Consider the following 13,676-nt stretch of genomic DNA (forward strand, 5'->3'; position numbering starts at 1 on the left):
CACCTGCGGCGTCACGCGCCCAGCATGCGGCCGATCACCCAGCGCGTCTGGCCGCTCGCGTGCTCGACCGAGCCGCTGGGCTGCACCAGGTGGGAAAGCAGCAGCCGCACGAAGGCCTCGACCGCGACCGGCCACTCGGAAGCGGTCAGCGGGGCCTCGGGGTAGCGGCTCGAGAACAGCTCCGCCACGGCGTCGACGGCCCGGCCGAGCACGGCCTCGGGCCGGGAGGTCAGCAGCGGGAGGAAGTCGTCGCGGCCGCCGGGCCGGCCGCCGAGCGCGAGGGCGACCAGGGGGTTGCCGCGGGCGGTCTCGAGGGTCTCCCGGAAGGCGGCGGTGACGCCGTCGAGCGCCCGGCCGGGGTGCGCGTCGACGATCCGGGTGACGTGCTCGACGAAGCGGTCGGTCTCGCGCGCCATCAGCGCCTCGGCGAGCTCGGCCTTGGACCCGAGTTCGTTGTAGACGGTCTGGCGGCTGACGCCGGCGTGCGCGGCCAGCTTGCCCATGGTGACGCCGGCCCAGCCGCCGGTGGTGGTGAGCTCGGCCGCCGCGGCCAGCAACCGCTCCCGGGTGCTGGCCGGCGCGGTGCGGGTGACGGCGTTCACAGGCCGATCTTAGCCAGCGGTTCCGGTGCCCAGGCCGGCACCTTTTTTCGAAGCGTGCCGCGCCGTTTACAAAGTCCGGCGCGTTGTCTACGGTGACTCCCGCCTCACCAGGAGCTTCTCGACCGAGGAGACCGTGCGATGTCCGTCGTCGACACTCCGGCGCGCGGCTCCCTGGAGCCCGCGCGCGGACGGCCGTCCCCGCGCGCGGTCCCCGCTCCCCGGCTCCCGCTGCCCACCGTCTCGGTGCCCGCGGTGCTGCTGTTCGCCGGCGCCCTCGCGGTCTGGGTGGCGTCGACGTGGCTGCTGCTGGCCGGGCTGGTGCCGGCCGTCGTGACCGTGGTGCTGAACACCGCCGTCACCTTCGCGATGTACACCGTGGTGCACGAATCGGCGCACCACTCGGCCGGGAAGCTCACCTGGGTCAACGAAACGCTCGGCCGGCTGGCCGTCCTGTTCGTCGCGGCGTACGCGTCGTTCCCGTCGCTGCGGTACGTCCACGGTGAACACCACCGGCACACGAACGCGTCGGTCCGCGCCGACCCGGACGCCTGGACGTCACGCGGGCCGGCCTGGCTGCTGCCGCTGCGCTGGCTGACCCTCGACGTCTCCTACGCGCGCTGCTACGTCTCGCGGCTGCGCGCCCGGCCGCCGCACGAGCTGGCCGAGACGCTGGTGGTGCTGTCGGTGGCCGTGTCCGCCGGGGTCGCGCTCGTCGCGGCCGGCCACGGCCCGGAGCTGGTGCTGGTCTACCTGCTGCCGCAACGGCTCGGTATCGGCCTGCTCGCCTGGGCGTTCGGCTGGCTGCCGCACCACGGCCTGCCCGCCGCGGGACCGCGCGGCCGGTTCGGCACCACCCGCGTGCGCGTCGGCCTCGACCGGCTGCTGACGCCCGTGCTGCTGGCGCAGAACCTGCACCTGGTGCACCACCTGCACCCGGCCGTCCCGTTCCACCGGTACCGCCGGGTCTGGCTCGACAACCGCGAGGCCTACCTGGCCCGCGACGTCCCGATCAGCACGGTGTGGGGCCGGGACCTGACGACGGCGCAGTACCGGGCGGAGGCGGGCCTCACCGGCGGGCCGGACGACGCCGCCCCCGCGCCCGCGCCGCCGCCCCCGGGACCGAGCCGGTTCCACCGGCTGCGCGTCGCCGACGTGCGCCCGCTGACCGCCGACGCCGTCGCCGTGACCTTCGACGTCCCGCCGGACCTGGCCGCGGAGTACCGCTTCACGCCCGGGCAGCACGTCGCCGTGCGCGCGGTGCTGGACGGGCAGCCGGTGCGGCGGACGTACTCGATCTGCGCCCCGGCCGGCTCGGGCGACCTGCGGATCGTGGTGAAGAAACGCCCGGGCGGCGCGTTCTCCGGCTTCGCGACCACGGCGCTCACAGCCGGGCAGTTCCTCGACGTGCTCCCGCCTTCGGGCGGCTTCACGCTCGTCCCGGACCCGGCGCGCAGCGCGCACTACGTCGCGCTGGCCGCGGGCAGCGGCATCACGCCGGTGCTGTCCATCGTGGTCAGCGCGTTGCGGGCGGAGCCGCACAGCCGGGCGACCCTGTTGTACGTCAACACTTCCGGCGCGACGACGCTCTTCGCCGCGGAGCTGACGACGCTCGCGGAGGGGTTCGGCGGCCGGCTGCACGTCGTCCACTACCGCACCGACGAGCGCGACCCGGACCTGCACACGCACCGGCCGGTCCGGCACTTCGACACGGTCGGCGAGGCGCTGGCCATCTCCCACGAGCGGTACCAGCGCGGCCGCCTCGACGGCACGCGGCTGCGCGCGCTGCTGCAGAACCGGCTCCACCCGGCGAAGGTCGACGAGTGGTTCCTGTGCGGCCCGCGCGGCCTGACCGACCTGGCGCGGCGGACGCTCGCCGACGCGGACGTCCCGGAGGAGGACGTCCACTTCGAACTCTTCCGCGGCGCGGCGCCCCTGCGCGACCCGGCGGGCTTCCCGGCCGAGGTGACCGTGACGCTGGGCGCCACGACGACGCGGATCGCCGCGCGGGCCGGGGAAACGGTGCTGGACGCGGCGTTGCGGGCCGGCTTCGAGGTGCCGTACTCGTGCACCGGCGGCGCGTGCGGCACCTGCCGGGCGACGCTCCTGCAGGGCCAGGTCGACATGGACGTCCGCTACGCCCTCACGGTGGACGACGTCGCGGTGGACCGGATCCTGACGTGCCGCGCCCGCGCGACGACCCCGGAGGTCGCGGTCGACTACGACCGCTGACCCCCGGGACGCGCGTCAGCCCGCAGGCGGCTGCCCCTGTTGTCCCTGGCCCTGCTGCCCTTGCCGGCCCTGTCCCGCGCCGGTGGTGCCTTCGGTCACCGCGGTCGCCGTCGCCGTGGTGCCCGACTCCGTGGCCACCACCGTGACCGTGTCGCCGGACGCCACGCCCGTCGCCTGGGCCGAGGTGATCGTGTACGTCTTCGAGAAGCCGTCGTCGCTCTGGGCGGTCAGCGACGTCGCGCTCAGCGCCGTCACCTTGCCGGTCTGCATGATCTTCGTGACGTAGCCACCGTTCCCGTCCGAAGAGACGTACTCGCCGTGCAGCGCCGAACCCAGCCCGCCCGCGCCGCCGGGACCGCCTTGGGTCCCGCCCGGGCCGCCTTGCATGCCACCCGGGCCGGCCGCGCTGTCGGTCGTGGCGGACGACGAAGCGGCCCAGATCGCCGCTCCCCCGCCGGCCACGATCACGGCCGCGACGGCCCCCGCGGCGACCTTCTTGCCGGTGGACCAAGCCGGGCGCGCGGGGCCGGGCGCACCGCCCCAGCCGCCGTCCGGGGCGGCGGGCGCGGCACCCCACGCCGGGTCCGAAGTGGACGGTGTCTGCTGCGGGGCCTGCGGTGTGGTCATGGTTGTTGCTCCTTCACGGGATGCGTTGCCGCAACCCACAGTCCGGCCCCACGCTGTGTGCGCACTGTGCTGACCGTCAGCCGTTCCTGTGACCGGAGGAACCGGACATCCCGCGCCGGGCCGATCACCGCACAGCCGCCTCACAGGCAGCACACAAGCCGCGCACACGGCCGCGGCGGACGCTGAAGCCATGGCCGCGCGTACCCTCACGCCCCGCCCCCACCGGTCCGGCCGGCCGGGGCGGCTTTCGCTGCGCACGAAGCTGACCGGCTCGATGGTCGTGCTGCTCACCGTGGTGTGCCTGATCGTCGGGGTCGTCAGCGAGTTCGCGCTCGACGTGTTCCTCACCCGCCAGGTCGACCAGCAGCTGACGGCCGCGGCCACCCGCTCGCAGGTCTTCGCGAGCAACGCCGGGCGGCAGAACGGCCTGCCGGGCCAGCCGCCGCCCCAGGACCAGGGCACGGGCGAGCACCCGCTCGGGCAGAACGTCGGCACGGTCAGCGGCACCTTCTCCGGGCAGTCGCTGGTGCACGACGACAGCATTTCCGAGCACGGGGACCGGCTGCATCTGTCCGCGGCCCAGCAGGGCGTGCTGCTGTCGGTGCCCGCGGACGGCAAGCCGCACACGGTCTCCTTCGACGACCTCGGCGAGTACCGGCTGATGGCGCTGCCGGTCACCGGGTCGGCCGACGTCGTGGTCACCGGCCTGCCGATGAAGCCGGTCAACGACACCCTGCTGACCGTCGGGCTCATCCTCTTCGGCGTCGCCGCCGCGGGCGTGCTGGGCGCGGCGTTCCTCGGCGCGTTCGCGGTCCGCCGCACGCTGCGGCCGCTCGAGCGCGTCGCGGCGACCGCCGGGCGCGTCACCGAGCTGCCGCTGGACCGCGGCCAGGTGGCGCTGTCCATCCGCGTCCCGGAGTCCGAAACCGACCCGCGGACCGAGGTCGGTCAGGTCGGCTCGGCGCTGAACCTGATGCTCGGGCACGTCGCGCAGGCCCTCGAAGCCCGCCACGACAGCGAACTGCGCGTCCGCCAGTTCGTCGCGGACGCCAGCCACGAGCTGCGCACCCCGCTGGCCGCGATCCGCGGGTACGCCGAGCTGGCGGCCCGCGGCAGCTCGCTGGTGCCGCCGGACGTCGCCCACTCGATGACCCGGATCCAGTCCGAGGCCGTCCGGATGACGACGCTCGTCGAGGACCTGCTGCTGCTCGCCCGGCTCGACGCCGGCCGGCCCCTGGACGTGCGCGAAGTCGACCTCACGCGGCTCGTCGCGGACACCGTCGGCGACGCGCGGGTCGCCGGGCGCGACCACCGGTGGCAGCTCGCGCTGCCGCCCGACCCGGTGCTCGTGCACGGCGACGTCCAGCGCCTGCACCAGGTCCTGGCGAACCTGCTGGCCAACGCCCGCACGCACACCCCGCCCGGCACCACGGTGACGACCGCGCTCGCCCGCTCCGCCGACGGCAGCGCCGTCGTGACGGTGACCGACGACGGCCCCGGCATCAACCCCGACCTGCTCCCGGACGTCTTCGACCGGTTCGCCCGCGGCGACACGTCGCGCTCGCGCCAGGCCGGCAGCACCGGTCTCGGGCTGGCGATCGCGTCCGCCGTCGTCGTCGCCCACCACGGCTCGATCGAGGTGCACAGCCGCCCCGGCCGGACGGAGTTCGCGGTGCGCCTCCCGGTGGCCGTTCCTGCACAGCGCGTGCACAGCATCGGCACAACCCGGCCCCAGCTGGGCACCGGAAGCTGATCTCATGACCGCAGTGACATCCGGGGCTTCGCCCCGGGCCGGGGGCTCCGCCACCCGTAGCCCCCGAAACGAAGCCGGTATCGCGTCGCGCGAAACCGGCGCACCCGCACGTCCCGCTTGGCAACGGCCCGCGCTGGCCGGGCTGCTGCTGGCGACGGCGGTGCTCTACCTGTGGGGCCTCGGCGCGTCCGGCTGGGCCAACGCCTTCTACTCGGCGGCCGCGCAGGCGGGTTCGCAGAGCTGGAAGGCGCTGTTCTTCGGCTCGAGCGACGCGGCGAACGCGATCACCGTCGACAAGACCCCGGCCGCGCTGTGGGTGCTGGGGCTCTCGACGCGGGTGTTCGGCGTGAGCGCGTGGAGCGTGCTGGTGCCGCAGGCGCTGATGGGCGTCGGCTCGGTCTGGCTGCTGTACGCGACGGTGAAGCGCACGTCCGGCCCGGCCGCGGGCCTGGTCGCCGGGCTGGTGCTGGCGCTGACCCCGGCGGCGGCGCTGATGTTCCGGTTCAACAACCCGGACGCGCTGCTCGTGCTGCTGCTCGTCGCGGCCGCGTACTGCGTCGTCCGCGCGCTCGAGAAGGCGGGCCCCGGCTGGCTGGCCCTGGCCGGTGTCGCGGTCGGTTTCGGGTTCCTGGCGAAGATGCTGCAGGCGTTCCTGGTGCTGCCCGCGTTCGCGGTGGCGTACCTGGTGGCCGCGCCGGTGCCGCTCGGCAAGCGGCTGCTGCACCTGCTGGGCGCACTGGGCGCGACGATCGTCGCCGCGGGCTGGTACCTGGTCGTCGTCGCGCTGTGGCCGGCGGCGGACCGGCCGTTCATCGGCGGCTCGCAGACGAACTCGCTGTGGGAATTGGTCTTCGGCTACAACGGCTTCGGCCGCATCACGGGCGACGAGGTGGGCAGCGTCGGCGGCGGTGCCGGCCGCGGCTGGGGCTCGACCGGCCTGACCCGGTTGTTCGGCAGCGAGATGGCGGGCGGCATCGCCTGGCTGATCCCCGCCGCGCTGCTGGCGCTGGGCGCGGGCCTGTGGTTCACCCGCCGCGCACCGCGCACGGACCGCTCGCGGGCGGCCCTGATCGTCTGGGGCGGCTGGTTCCTGGTGACGGCCCTGGTGTTCAGCTACATGGGCGGCATCATCCACCCGTACTACACCGTGGCACTGGCCCCGGCGATCGCGGCGCTGGTCGGCACGGCGGCGGTCCAGCTGTGGCGCCTGCGCTCGCGGCCGTCGGCCTCGGGCCTGCTCAGCGGCGGCGTGGCGTTGACGGCGGTCACGACGTACTTGCTGCTTTCGGACTCGACGTGGCAGCCGTGGCTGGCCCCGACGGTGCTGGTCGGTGGTCTCCTGGCGGCAGTGGGCCTGTTCTTCGCGGCCCACCTGACCCGCTGGGCGGCGTCCTCGGTCGCGGCCTTGGCCCTGGTGGTGCTGCTGGCCGGCACGGGCGCGTACACCCTGGCCACGGCGGCGACCACACACAGCGGCGCGATCCCGTCGGCCGGCCCCACGTCGGGCTTCGGCGGCCGCGGCGGCGGTTTCGGCGGCGGCCCGGGCGGCGCTCCCGGCGGCTTCGGCGGTGGCGGACGCGGCGGCGGCCCGGGCTCCCTGCTGACCACGACGCTGCCGGGCGCCCAGCTCACGGCGTTGCTGAAGCAGGACACCGCGAAGTACATGTGGACGGCGGCCACGGTGCTGTCGAACGCAGCCGCGGGCTACCAGCTGGCGAGCGGCGCCCCGGTGATGGCGGTGGGCGGCTTCAACGGCACGGACCCGTACCCGACGCTGGCACAGTTCCAGCAGTACGTGGCGAGCGGCCGGATCCACTACTTCCTCGGCGAAGGCATGACGATGCAGGGCAGCAGCGGCTCGGACGCGGCCCAGCAGATCGCCGACTGGGTGGCGTCGACCTACCAGGCGTCCACTGTGGACGGAGTGACGGTCTACGACCTGACCGCCTGAGCAACCCGACGAAAGCAGGGTGTGACGCCGCGGCCGCGTCGGGCAACCTGGTCAGGGCGCCGGTGCCTCCGGCACACTGGTGGTGCCCCGGGCGAACAGGAGTCCCAGCCGATGACCGAGCCTTGCGTACGGCCGGCTCGCTCAGCGGACCTGGAACCCTTCGCCGTAGCCCTCGGTGACCGCGAATTCCTCATCGACCGCTTCGACCGGCAGCGAAAAGGCCTCGGGATGCTGTTCGTGGCCTGGCTCCGCTACCGCCCGGCGGGCGAGGTCTACCTGTGGCTGGAGGAGGCCGAGGAGTACCCGATCCGCCGTCACCTGCCGGGCGTCGCCCTGCTCACCCACCTGCAGGTGCACCACGAGCTGCGCGACCGGGGCGTGGGCCGGACGCTGGTCGCCGCGGTGGAGGGACACCTGCGGGAGCACGGCCACGAGCGGGTGGCCCTGGCGGTCCGCACGGACAACCCGGCGGCGGCGCGCTTGTACCGCCGCCTCGGCTACGAGGATTGGGGCCACGGCGAGGTCGTCTGCTACGCGCGGACGACCCAGCCGGACGGCCGTGTTCTCCACGAACCGGAACGCTGTTGCGTGCTGGTCAAGGACCTCGTGCCGGTCACGCCCGCGCCAAGAACGGAGACGCGGATCGGCGCTTCGCCCCGGCACTGATCCGCCCGTCGACGCCCGGCTGGACCAGGTGACCGATCTGCAGGGCGGCGAGCGCGCCGTCGACGCCGATGCCGCGCGGGTACCGGCCGATGTGCTTGCGCCACCGCGCGCAATCCGTTTGCCAGGCCCGCAAGTACGCCACGCACAGCTCCGGCGTGATCAGGTGGCTGCGCCCGATCGCGGCCTTCAGCGCGGCGACCATCCGGGCCTTCTGCGCCGGCTCGATCGCCGACGCCAGCACCTGCTCGATGGTCGTGCTGATGATCCGCCGCCGGTCCGGCAGGAACTCACGCCAGTACTTCTCGTCGGCGTCCGCGAGGCCGAGACCGTTGTCCAGCAGGCCGTACACCCCTTCGGCGAGGGTGTCGCCCAGTTCTTCACCACGGGCGCGGCGGGCGTCCCGGTACGGGTCGTAGGGGTGCTGGATCGCCGTTCCGGTGACGGCCGACGGCCGCAGCCGCAAGCCGTCCAGCAGGAAGAACCAGTCCTCGTTGTAGATGTTGGGGAAGAACGAGCCGAACGCCCGTTCGCCGACCACGAGCGCGCCGCCGCCGATGAACGTCTTCTGCGCGGCCCCGATGTCGCGAAGCGCGTGGCACACCACGGAGTTGTCCGGCATCCCGGAGTTGGCCAGCCCGACGACCGCGTGCTCGCCGAGCAGCCCGGCCGCCGCGGAGACGTCCGCGGGGTCGGGCAGCACGATGTCGTCGTCGAGGAAGAGGATCCGCTGCCACCCGGCGAGGACCGCGATGAGCAGACCGAGGTTCCGCTTGCGGCTGGTGTCGACCCGCCGATCGAACTTGTGGAGGCGGAGCAGCTTGTCGGTGGCGAACTCGGGCACGACCCGGCGGGGCACGTCGTCGATGTCGATGGCCGCGACCCGGACGCCGGCCCGTTTCGCCTCCAAAGCCGCGCTGGAAGCATCGCCGCGCATGCTGCTCAGCACGAGCAGGAGGACGTCGCGCTCCTTGGCCGCCGCGATGGCCTGCCGCAGGTAGGGAGCCGTCCGGCCGTTGGGCACGATGACCGCGTCCAGCGCCGCCCGGGGCGCGGCCGCGGCATCGACGTGGACCAGGAGGTCTTGGTGCGACTGGTGTTGCCGCGCGGTCACGCGGCTTCCGGCCACTCGTGCAGCCGGTTGTCCGCCACGGTCCAGTCCGGGGTCAGGCCCTTGCCGGCGACGACCTGCACCCGGCTGATGATGCTGAACGACTTCGCGCCGCCGAACCGGTCCCGCACGAAACCGCTGTTCCGGTCCCGGAACTTGACGTCGGTGAGGGCGCGAACCGCGCCGAGGGTGCCACGACCGTACATACCGTTGCACACGGTTACGGTGCGCTTTCGGTTGAACGGGCTCACCCCCCGGTAGAAATGTGCCACGTCTTGCAACAGGTGACCTTCGCTGTCCAACTGGGGCGGGAAGAGCTCCGACCCGCCGTCTCGTCGCACTCGGAAGCCGCCAGGTTCGCTGGTCGGTGCCTCGTCGGCACGGACTACCTGCTCCACCGGGAGGTCGACGCGTTCGATGACGTCGCGGGTCACGGTGTTCCAGTCGACGCCACCGAGCAGGACCAGGTGGGTCGTGTAGTCGTCGGGGGTCAGCTCCGCCGTGGTGTGGAAGCTGACCTGGTGCTGCGGGTTGACCGACCGGATGTGCCCGAACAGCTCGATCAGGGCGTCCGGGTCGGCGTAGGTGTAGAGCGAGACGAAGTCCGCGCTGTCCGGGTCGGCGTAGGTCAGGTGCTGCCGGTACTCCGTCGGCAGCTGGGCGCAGACGATGGTGACGTCCTCGTTCTCCGGGAAGCTCCAGATGTCGGGCACCGGTTCGGCCGCGCGGTCACGCCCGTCGCGCAGCGACAGCAGCTCCCCGAGCAGCTCGTCGTGCCGGTCGCGCTCCTCGTCCGTCAGCTGGTCGAGTGGGAGCACCCGCACGGTTTCGCCGTTGACCGAACGCGGCGTGGCGAACAGCGTGGCGTAGGCGTCCAGCCGCCGGACCGGCGGGGCGATGGGCTTTTCGGCGTTCTCCCAGGAGGAGATGAGCGAAATGCTGAGCGGCCTGCTCCCACCGATCGCGTGGGCGATCTGCGCCTGAGTGATTCCCAGCTCGGGCCACTGCTCTTCCCGCAGCGCGCGCAGGCGCCGGGCGAGCGCAGGACGGCGCGACTCGGCTGGGGACACGACTCCGCCGCCCTTCAGTAAATTTCAGTGGCGTGAGCAGGGGCACAATTGTACCCACGAATGGCCCAGCGCCTGCCGTCGACCCGCCGCAGCCGGGACCGAAGCGTGAGCAGCCGGGGCTTTACTGTGCAGCGAAGCGGTAACGTCCGATTCTCCTCCGTTGCTACAGTCAAATCCAGACCTTACAGTCGAATTTACTGAACTTCACTGAATAACTGGTCCAGCGCGGTCGGTCACCTTCCGCCGCCTGGGCGGACGTCGAGTTTCGCGAACGAATCCCGCCTTGTGAGTCAGCTGGCACACGAGCCGGGACGAGCCGGAGGTTTCCTGGATCCACCGCAGAGGAGGGCTTTTCATGGACCCCACCACCACGCCGCGCAGCCGCTGGCGCCGGGGCGTCTTCGCCGCCGGGCTCGTCATCCCCTTCACCGCTTCGCAGGTCTGGGCCTTGCTCGTCCTGCTCCGGCTGGCCCCGCTCGACGGGCTGGTGGGCCAGGCTTTCGTGCTGATCCTGCTGGGCTCCGTCGCCGCGATCTGGGCGGGCTGGCGCTGGACCTGGCTGCTCGGCCGCGACCGCGACCTGCGGCCCGAGCCCGCCGCGAAGACGCGGATTCCGACATGACCCCCGGGCCGGTGATCGTCACGGCACTCGTGCTGGTCATCGCCGCCGGACGTCTCGTGCGCCACCTCGGCGGCCTCCTCCGTCGCCGACCGACCGGAAGGAGCAAGGAAATGACGACACAGCAGGCACATTCGCCGTTCCCGATGCGCGTGTACCACTGGCGGTGGGAGCTGCTCGCCGTGACGCTCCTCCCCTACGGCCTGGCGATGTTCGGCCTCTGGGCCGGCCCGGCGTGGGCGTCGGGGACGCTGGCGGCCGTCCTGGCACTGGCCCTGCTGCGACGCCGGCACGTGCGGACCCGGATCCGCGCGGTGGTGGTGCAGCACCGGCTGCGCGCGGCGTTCCCGTCGCTGCGCCTGCCCGGCGGCCACCGCCCGGCGATCCTGTGGACCCGCCCCCGCGCCGGCGACATCGTGGTCTCGCTCTACGGCCGCGAGGCGTTCGAGCACCTCCACCGGCACCACCGGATCCTCGCGGCGGCCTGCGACGTCCCCGAGGTGTACGTCGACCGGCACCCGCGGTTCGCGAGCCTGGTGACGCTGACGATCAGCCCGACCGAAGCCCACCACGAGCCGGGACGCGCGGTGCTGCCGAGCAACGTGGTCCCGTTGCGGGCGCACAGCTGAGGGTCAGCGTGCCTTGAACATGTCGGTGATCACCGTGGCCGGCTCCCCGCCGTGCCACGAGCTGGCCGAGAACCGCTCCTGCGCGATCCCGCGCCAGGCAGCGGTCTCGGGCCCCAGCGTCAGCTCCTTGTCCGCCGTCAGGGTTCCGATCTCCTGAGCGGCGATGCCTTCTTCGCGCAGCGTCTTCGTGACGAGCCTGGCGTCCTCTTCGCGGACCACGACGACGAGTCCCCAGTCGCCCCAGGTCTGCGCGAGGTCGAAGGGGTCCAGTTTCGCCTGCGCGGCCACCTCGGCCACCAGGTCGTCCAGCCGGAAATCCGCGCTGACGGCCGCGCCGACGCCGTTCGCCTCGCAGAGCGTGCGGACCGTGGCGAACAGGCCGTCGGAGACGTCCATCGCCGCCCGCGCGAAGCCGGTCGTGGCCAGCAGCTGCCCGGCCTTCAGCTGGGCCATGGGCTCGCACGCTCGTCGCCAGAGCTCGGCGGCCTCGGCCGCCGGGAGCGTCGCCTGTCCCGTCTTCAGCAGGGCCGCGGCCCACAGGTGACCGGGCGAACCGACCAGCAGCAGGCGATCCCCGGCTCGGGCGCCGGAGCGTCGCAGCCGGCTGCCCGGGTTACACCGGCCGATGGCCGTCGCCGTCAGCTGGACGACTTCGCCGTCCCGGATGTCCCCGCCGGCGACCTTCGTGCCGTGGGCGGCGCAGCAGTCGTCGACGCCGTCGAGCAGGCGCTCGAACTCCCGCACCGTCGTGCCCTTGGGCAGGGTGTAGTTGACGACGAGCCCGAGCGGCTCGGCGCCGGCGGCGGCCAGGTCCGACAGGTTGATCGTGGCCAGCAGCCAGCCCGAGTGGTAGAGATCGGGCTCGCCGAGGAGGTTGACCACGGGCGCCGGGCAGCTGTCGGTGGTCGCGACGAGCTCGCTCGGCGTCGTCACCGAGGCGAGCAGGGCGCTGTCGTCGCCGAAGCCTTCCGTGCCGGCGTACCGCGGTCGCAGGACTCGCTCCTGGATCCCCCGTTCGCCGAGGTCACCCAGGCACTCTTCAGTTGCGTCGGACATGGTCGGCCAATCGGGACGCGGCGACGGCGTGGTCGCTCGAGTAGTTGTGCGGCATGACGTCGTAGGGCTGCTCGCTGCCGGTCGAGGCGAACAGCATCAAGTTGCAGATCCGGGTCTCCGGGTACAACAGGACGGGGTGACGCAGGTGGTTGACGATCTCCAGCGTGATCACGGCGAGCTTGCCGCGGCCGAAGCCGGGACTGACCTGACCGCACAGCACGACGCCGATGCCGAGCCGCGCGTAGTCGCTGGTGCCGTCGACGAGCCCGACGAGGTTCTCGGAGAGACCGATCTTCTCCAGCGTCGGCGCGAGCACGACCTCGCCGGGTTCGACGGCCAGCCGGCCCTGCGCGTCGAGCTCCTTGGGGACCAGCTCCGGGTACGTCGACCGGTCGGCGATGTCGACCGGACCGGTCGTGGCGAGGCTGAACGCCTCGTACCCGAGCCGCAGGCTGAGCGCGGCGGGCCGGAGCATCGCCGGCTCGAACGGCGTCACGGTCAGTTCCCCGGCCGAGACGGCGCGTTTGATGGCCTTGTCGGTCAGCACCCCGCGACGCGCGCGCCGGACGGGCAACCGGCGCTTTCTGTCACGGAATCCCAGCTGCACCGGCATCATGATGTGGCCTCCTGCTCGAAAGCCGCTAGTACGGCCGTCACGAGCCGGCGGAAGTCCGCTTCGGACAGCACGCCGTTCGGCTGGTCGTCGCTCTCGCCCGGCTCGCAGTAGACCACCGTGGCCGGCGTCCGGCGCGGTCCCTGGATCACGACGGTGGCGGTCAGTCCCGCGTCGATCGGGCGCACCGTGTGCACCACGTCCGTGTCGCAGGAGTACACCTCGCCGCGCACGACGTGCGGGGACCTCTGGCGTTTCAGCCGCACTTCGCCGTCGGTGACGAGCGCGGCCGGGTGCGCGGGATCGGCGCCGTAGCGGTAACGCCGGAACGGCTTGCCGCCGTCGGCGACCTCCGTGAACTCGACCATGTGCATGCCCGTGCCCACGAGGATGTGGGAGGCGAACTCCCACCGGTGGCTGTGCGGGTTCGACTCCCCCGGCGAAACGACGTCGGACTCGGGCCAGACGTGCAGCCGGATCCGGAACTCCGGCTCGGCCGCGGTGTGGAGGACCAGCTTCGCGAAACCGTTGGGGTGCCAGTACGAGCGTCCGGCGATCTCGGCGACCGTCGCGTCGTCTGTCAAGAGCCCGGCCAGCCAGCTGACGAACGGCCGCGGCTCGACGCGGATCTCCCACGCCGCCTTTTCGAGATTGGACAACGCGGCGCCGTCGCGACCCAGGGTTTCCGCGAGCCCGCGCGGAAACCGGTGATCGTCGAGGGCCGTCAGTGACGTGGTGCTCATCGTGCGACGC

At 72.9% G+C, this 13,676-nt stretch carries 13 protein-coding genes; 6 read left to right on the forward strand and 7 right to left on the reverse strand.

What is annotated here, in order from left to right; translation table 11 throughout:
- Positions 1-11: 11 nt before the first annotated feature.
- Complete coding sequence (locus OG439_RS25520) at positions 12-602, reverse strand: TetR/AcrR family transcriptional regulator (protein ID WP_326943373.1); 591 nt, start codon at positions 600-602, stop codon at positions 12-14.
- Positions 603-740: 138 nt separating this feature from the next.
- On the opposite strand from OG439_RS25520, the gene OG439_RS25525 reads away from it, so the two are divergent.
- Positions 741-2,831, forward strand: a complete 2,091-nt coding sequence (locus tag OG439_RS25525) for a fatty acid desaturase (protein ID WP_326943374.1) — start codon at positions 741-743, stop codon at positions 2,829-2,831.
- Between the two features lie 15 nt (positions 2,832-2,846).
- Here the strand turns inward: OG439_RS25525 and OG439_RS25530 are convergent, their stop codons facing one another.
- On the reverse strand, positions 2,847-3,458 hold the full coding sequence (locus OG439_RS25530; RefSeq protein WP_326943375.1) for a hypothetical protein: 612 nt from the start codon (positions 3,456-3,458) through the stop codon (positions 2,847-2,849).
- Positions 3,459-3,648: 190 nt separating this feature from the next.
- On the opposite strand from OG439_RS25530, the gene OG439_RS25535 reads away from it, so the two are divergent.
- The 3 genes from OG439_RS25535 to OG439_RS25545 all read left to right on the forward strand — a co-directional run bounded on the left by OG439_RS25535 (position 3,649) and on the right by OG439_RS25545 (position 7,828).
- Positions 3,649-5,211, forward strand: a complete 1,563-nt coding sequence (locus OG439_RS25535; RefSeq protein WP_326943376.1) for a sensor histidine kinase — start codon at positions 3,649-3,651, stop codon at positions 5,209-5,211.
- A gap of 4 nt (positions 5,212-5,215) precedes the next feature.
- Complete coding sequence (locus OG439_RS25540; RefSeq protein ID WP_326943377.1) at positions 5,216-7,162, forward strand: glycosyltransferase family 39 protein; 1,947 nt, start codon at positions 5,216-5,218, stop codon at positions 7,160-7,162.
- A 111-nt stretch (positions 7,163-7,273) separates the two neighbouring features.
- Entirely contained in the window at positions 7,274-7,828 is a 555-nt protein-coding gene (locus tag OG439_RS25545; RefSeq protein WP_326943378.1) for a GNAT family N-acetyltransferase, read from the forward strand.
- On the opposite strand, the gene OG439_RS25550 is transcribed toward OG439_RS25545, so the two are convergent.
- The gene (locus OG439_RS25550) at positions 7,776-8,939 is read right to left on the reverse strand and encodes a hypothetical protein (protein ID WP_326943379.1); all 1,164 of its coding nucleotides are present in this window, start codon (positions 8,937-8,939) and stop codon (positions 7,776-7,778) included. The genes OG439_RS25545 and OG439_RS25550 overlap by 53 nt on opposite strands.
- On the reverse strand, positions 8,936-10,006 hold the full coding sequence (locus OG439_RS25555; RefSeq protein ID WP_326943380.1) for a helix-turn-helix transcriptional regulator: 1,071 nt from the start codon (positions 10,004-10,006) through the stop codon (positions 8,936-8,938). Before OG439_RS25555 ends, OG439_RS25550 begins: the two co-directional genes overlap by 4 nt.
- Positions 10,007-10,361: 355 nt before the next feature.
- Between OG439_RS25555 and OG439_RS25560 the strand changes: the two genes are divergently transcribed.
- The gene (locus OG439_RS25560) at positions 10,362-10,628 is read left to right on the forward strand and encodes a hypothetical protein (protein WP_247055308.1); all 267 of its coding nucleotides are present in this window, start codon (positions 10,362-10,364) and stop codon (positions 10,626-10,628) included.
- A gap of 110 nt (positions 10,629-10,738) precedes the next feature.
- Positions 10,739-11,254: a hypothetical protein gene (locus OG439_RS25565; RefSeq protein WP_326943381.1), complete on the forward strand. Its 516-nt coding sequence runs from the start codon at positions 10,739-10,741 to the stop codon at positions 11,252-11,254.
- 3 nt (positions 11,255-11,257) lie between these two features.
- On the opposite strand, the gene OG439_RS25570 is transcribed toward OG439_RS25565, so the two are convergent.
- Genes OG439_RS25570 through OG439_RS25580 form a run of 3 tightly spaced genes read right to left on the reverse strand, consistent with a single transcriptional unit; the run spans position 11,258 to position 13,666 of the window.
- Positions 11,258-12,310: a thiamine-phosphate kinase gene (locus tag OG439_RS25570; RefSeq protein WP_326943382.1), complete on the reverse strand. Its 1,053-nt coding sequence runs from the start codon at positions 12,308-12,310 to the stop codon at positions 11,258-11,260.
- Positions 12,294-12,923, reverse strand: coding sequence for a dCTP deaminase (gene dcd / locus OG439_RS25575; protein ID WP_442792348.1), 630 nt, complete (start codon positions 12,921-12,923; stop codon positions 12,294-12,296). The genes OG439_RS25570 and dcd overlap by 17 nt, the downstream gene beginning before the upstream one ends.
- The gene (locus tag OG439_RS25580; protein ID WP_326943384.1) at positions 12,923-13,666 is read right to left on the reverse strand and encodes a hypothetical protein; all 744 of its coding nucleotides are present in this window, start codon (positions 13,664-13,666) and stop codon (positions 12,923-12,925) included. Before OG439_RS25580 ends, dcd begins: the two co-directional genes overlap by 1 nt.
- Between the last annotated feature and the right edge of the window lie 10 nt (positions 13,667-13,676).

The organism is Amycolatopsis sp. NBC_01307 (assembly GCF_035975215.1).
GTDB lineage: Bacteria > Actinomycetota > Actinomycetes > Mycobacteriales > Pseudonocardiaceae > Amycolatopsis.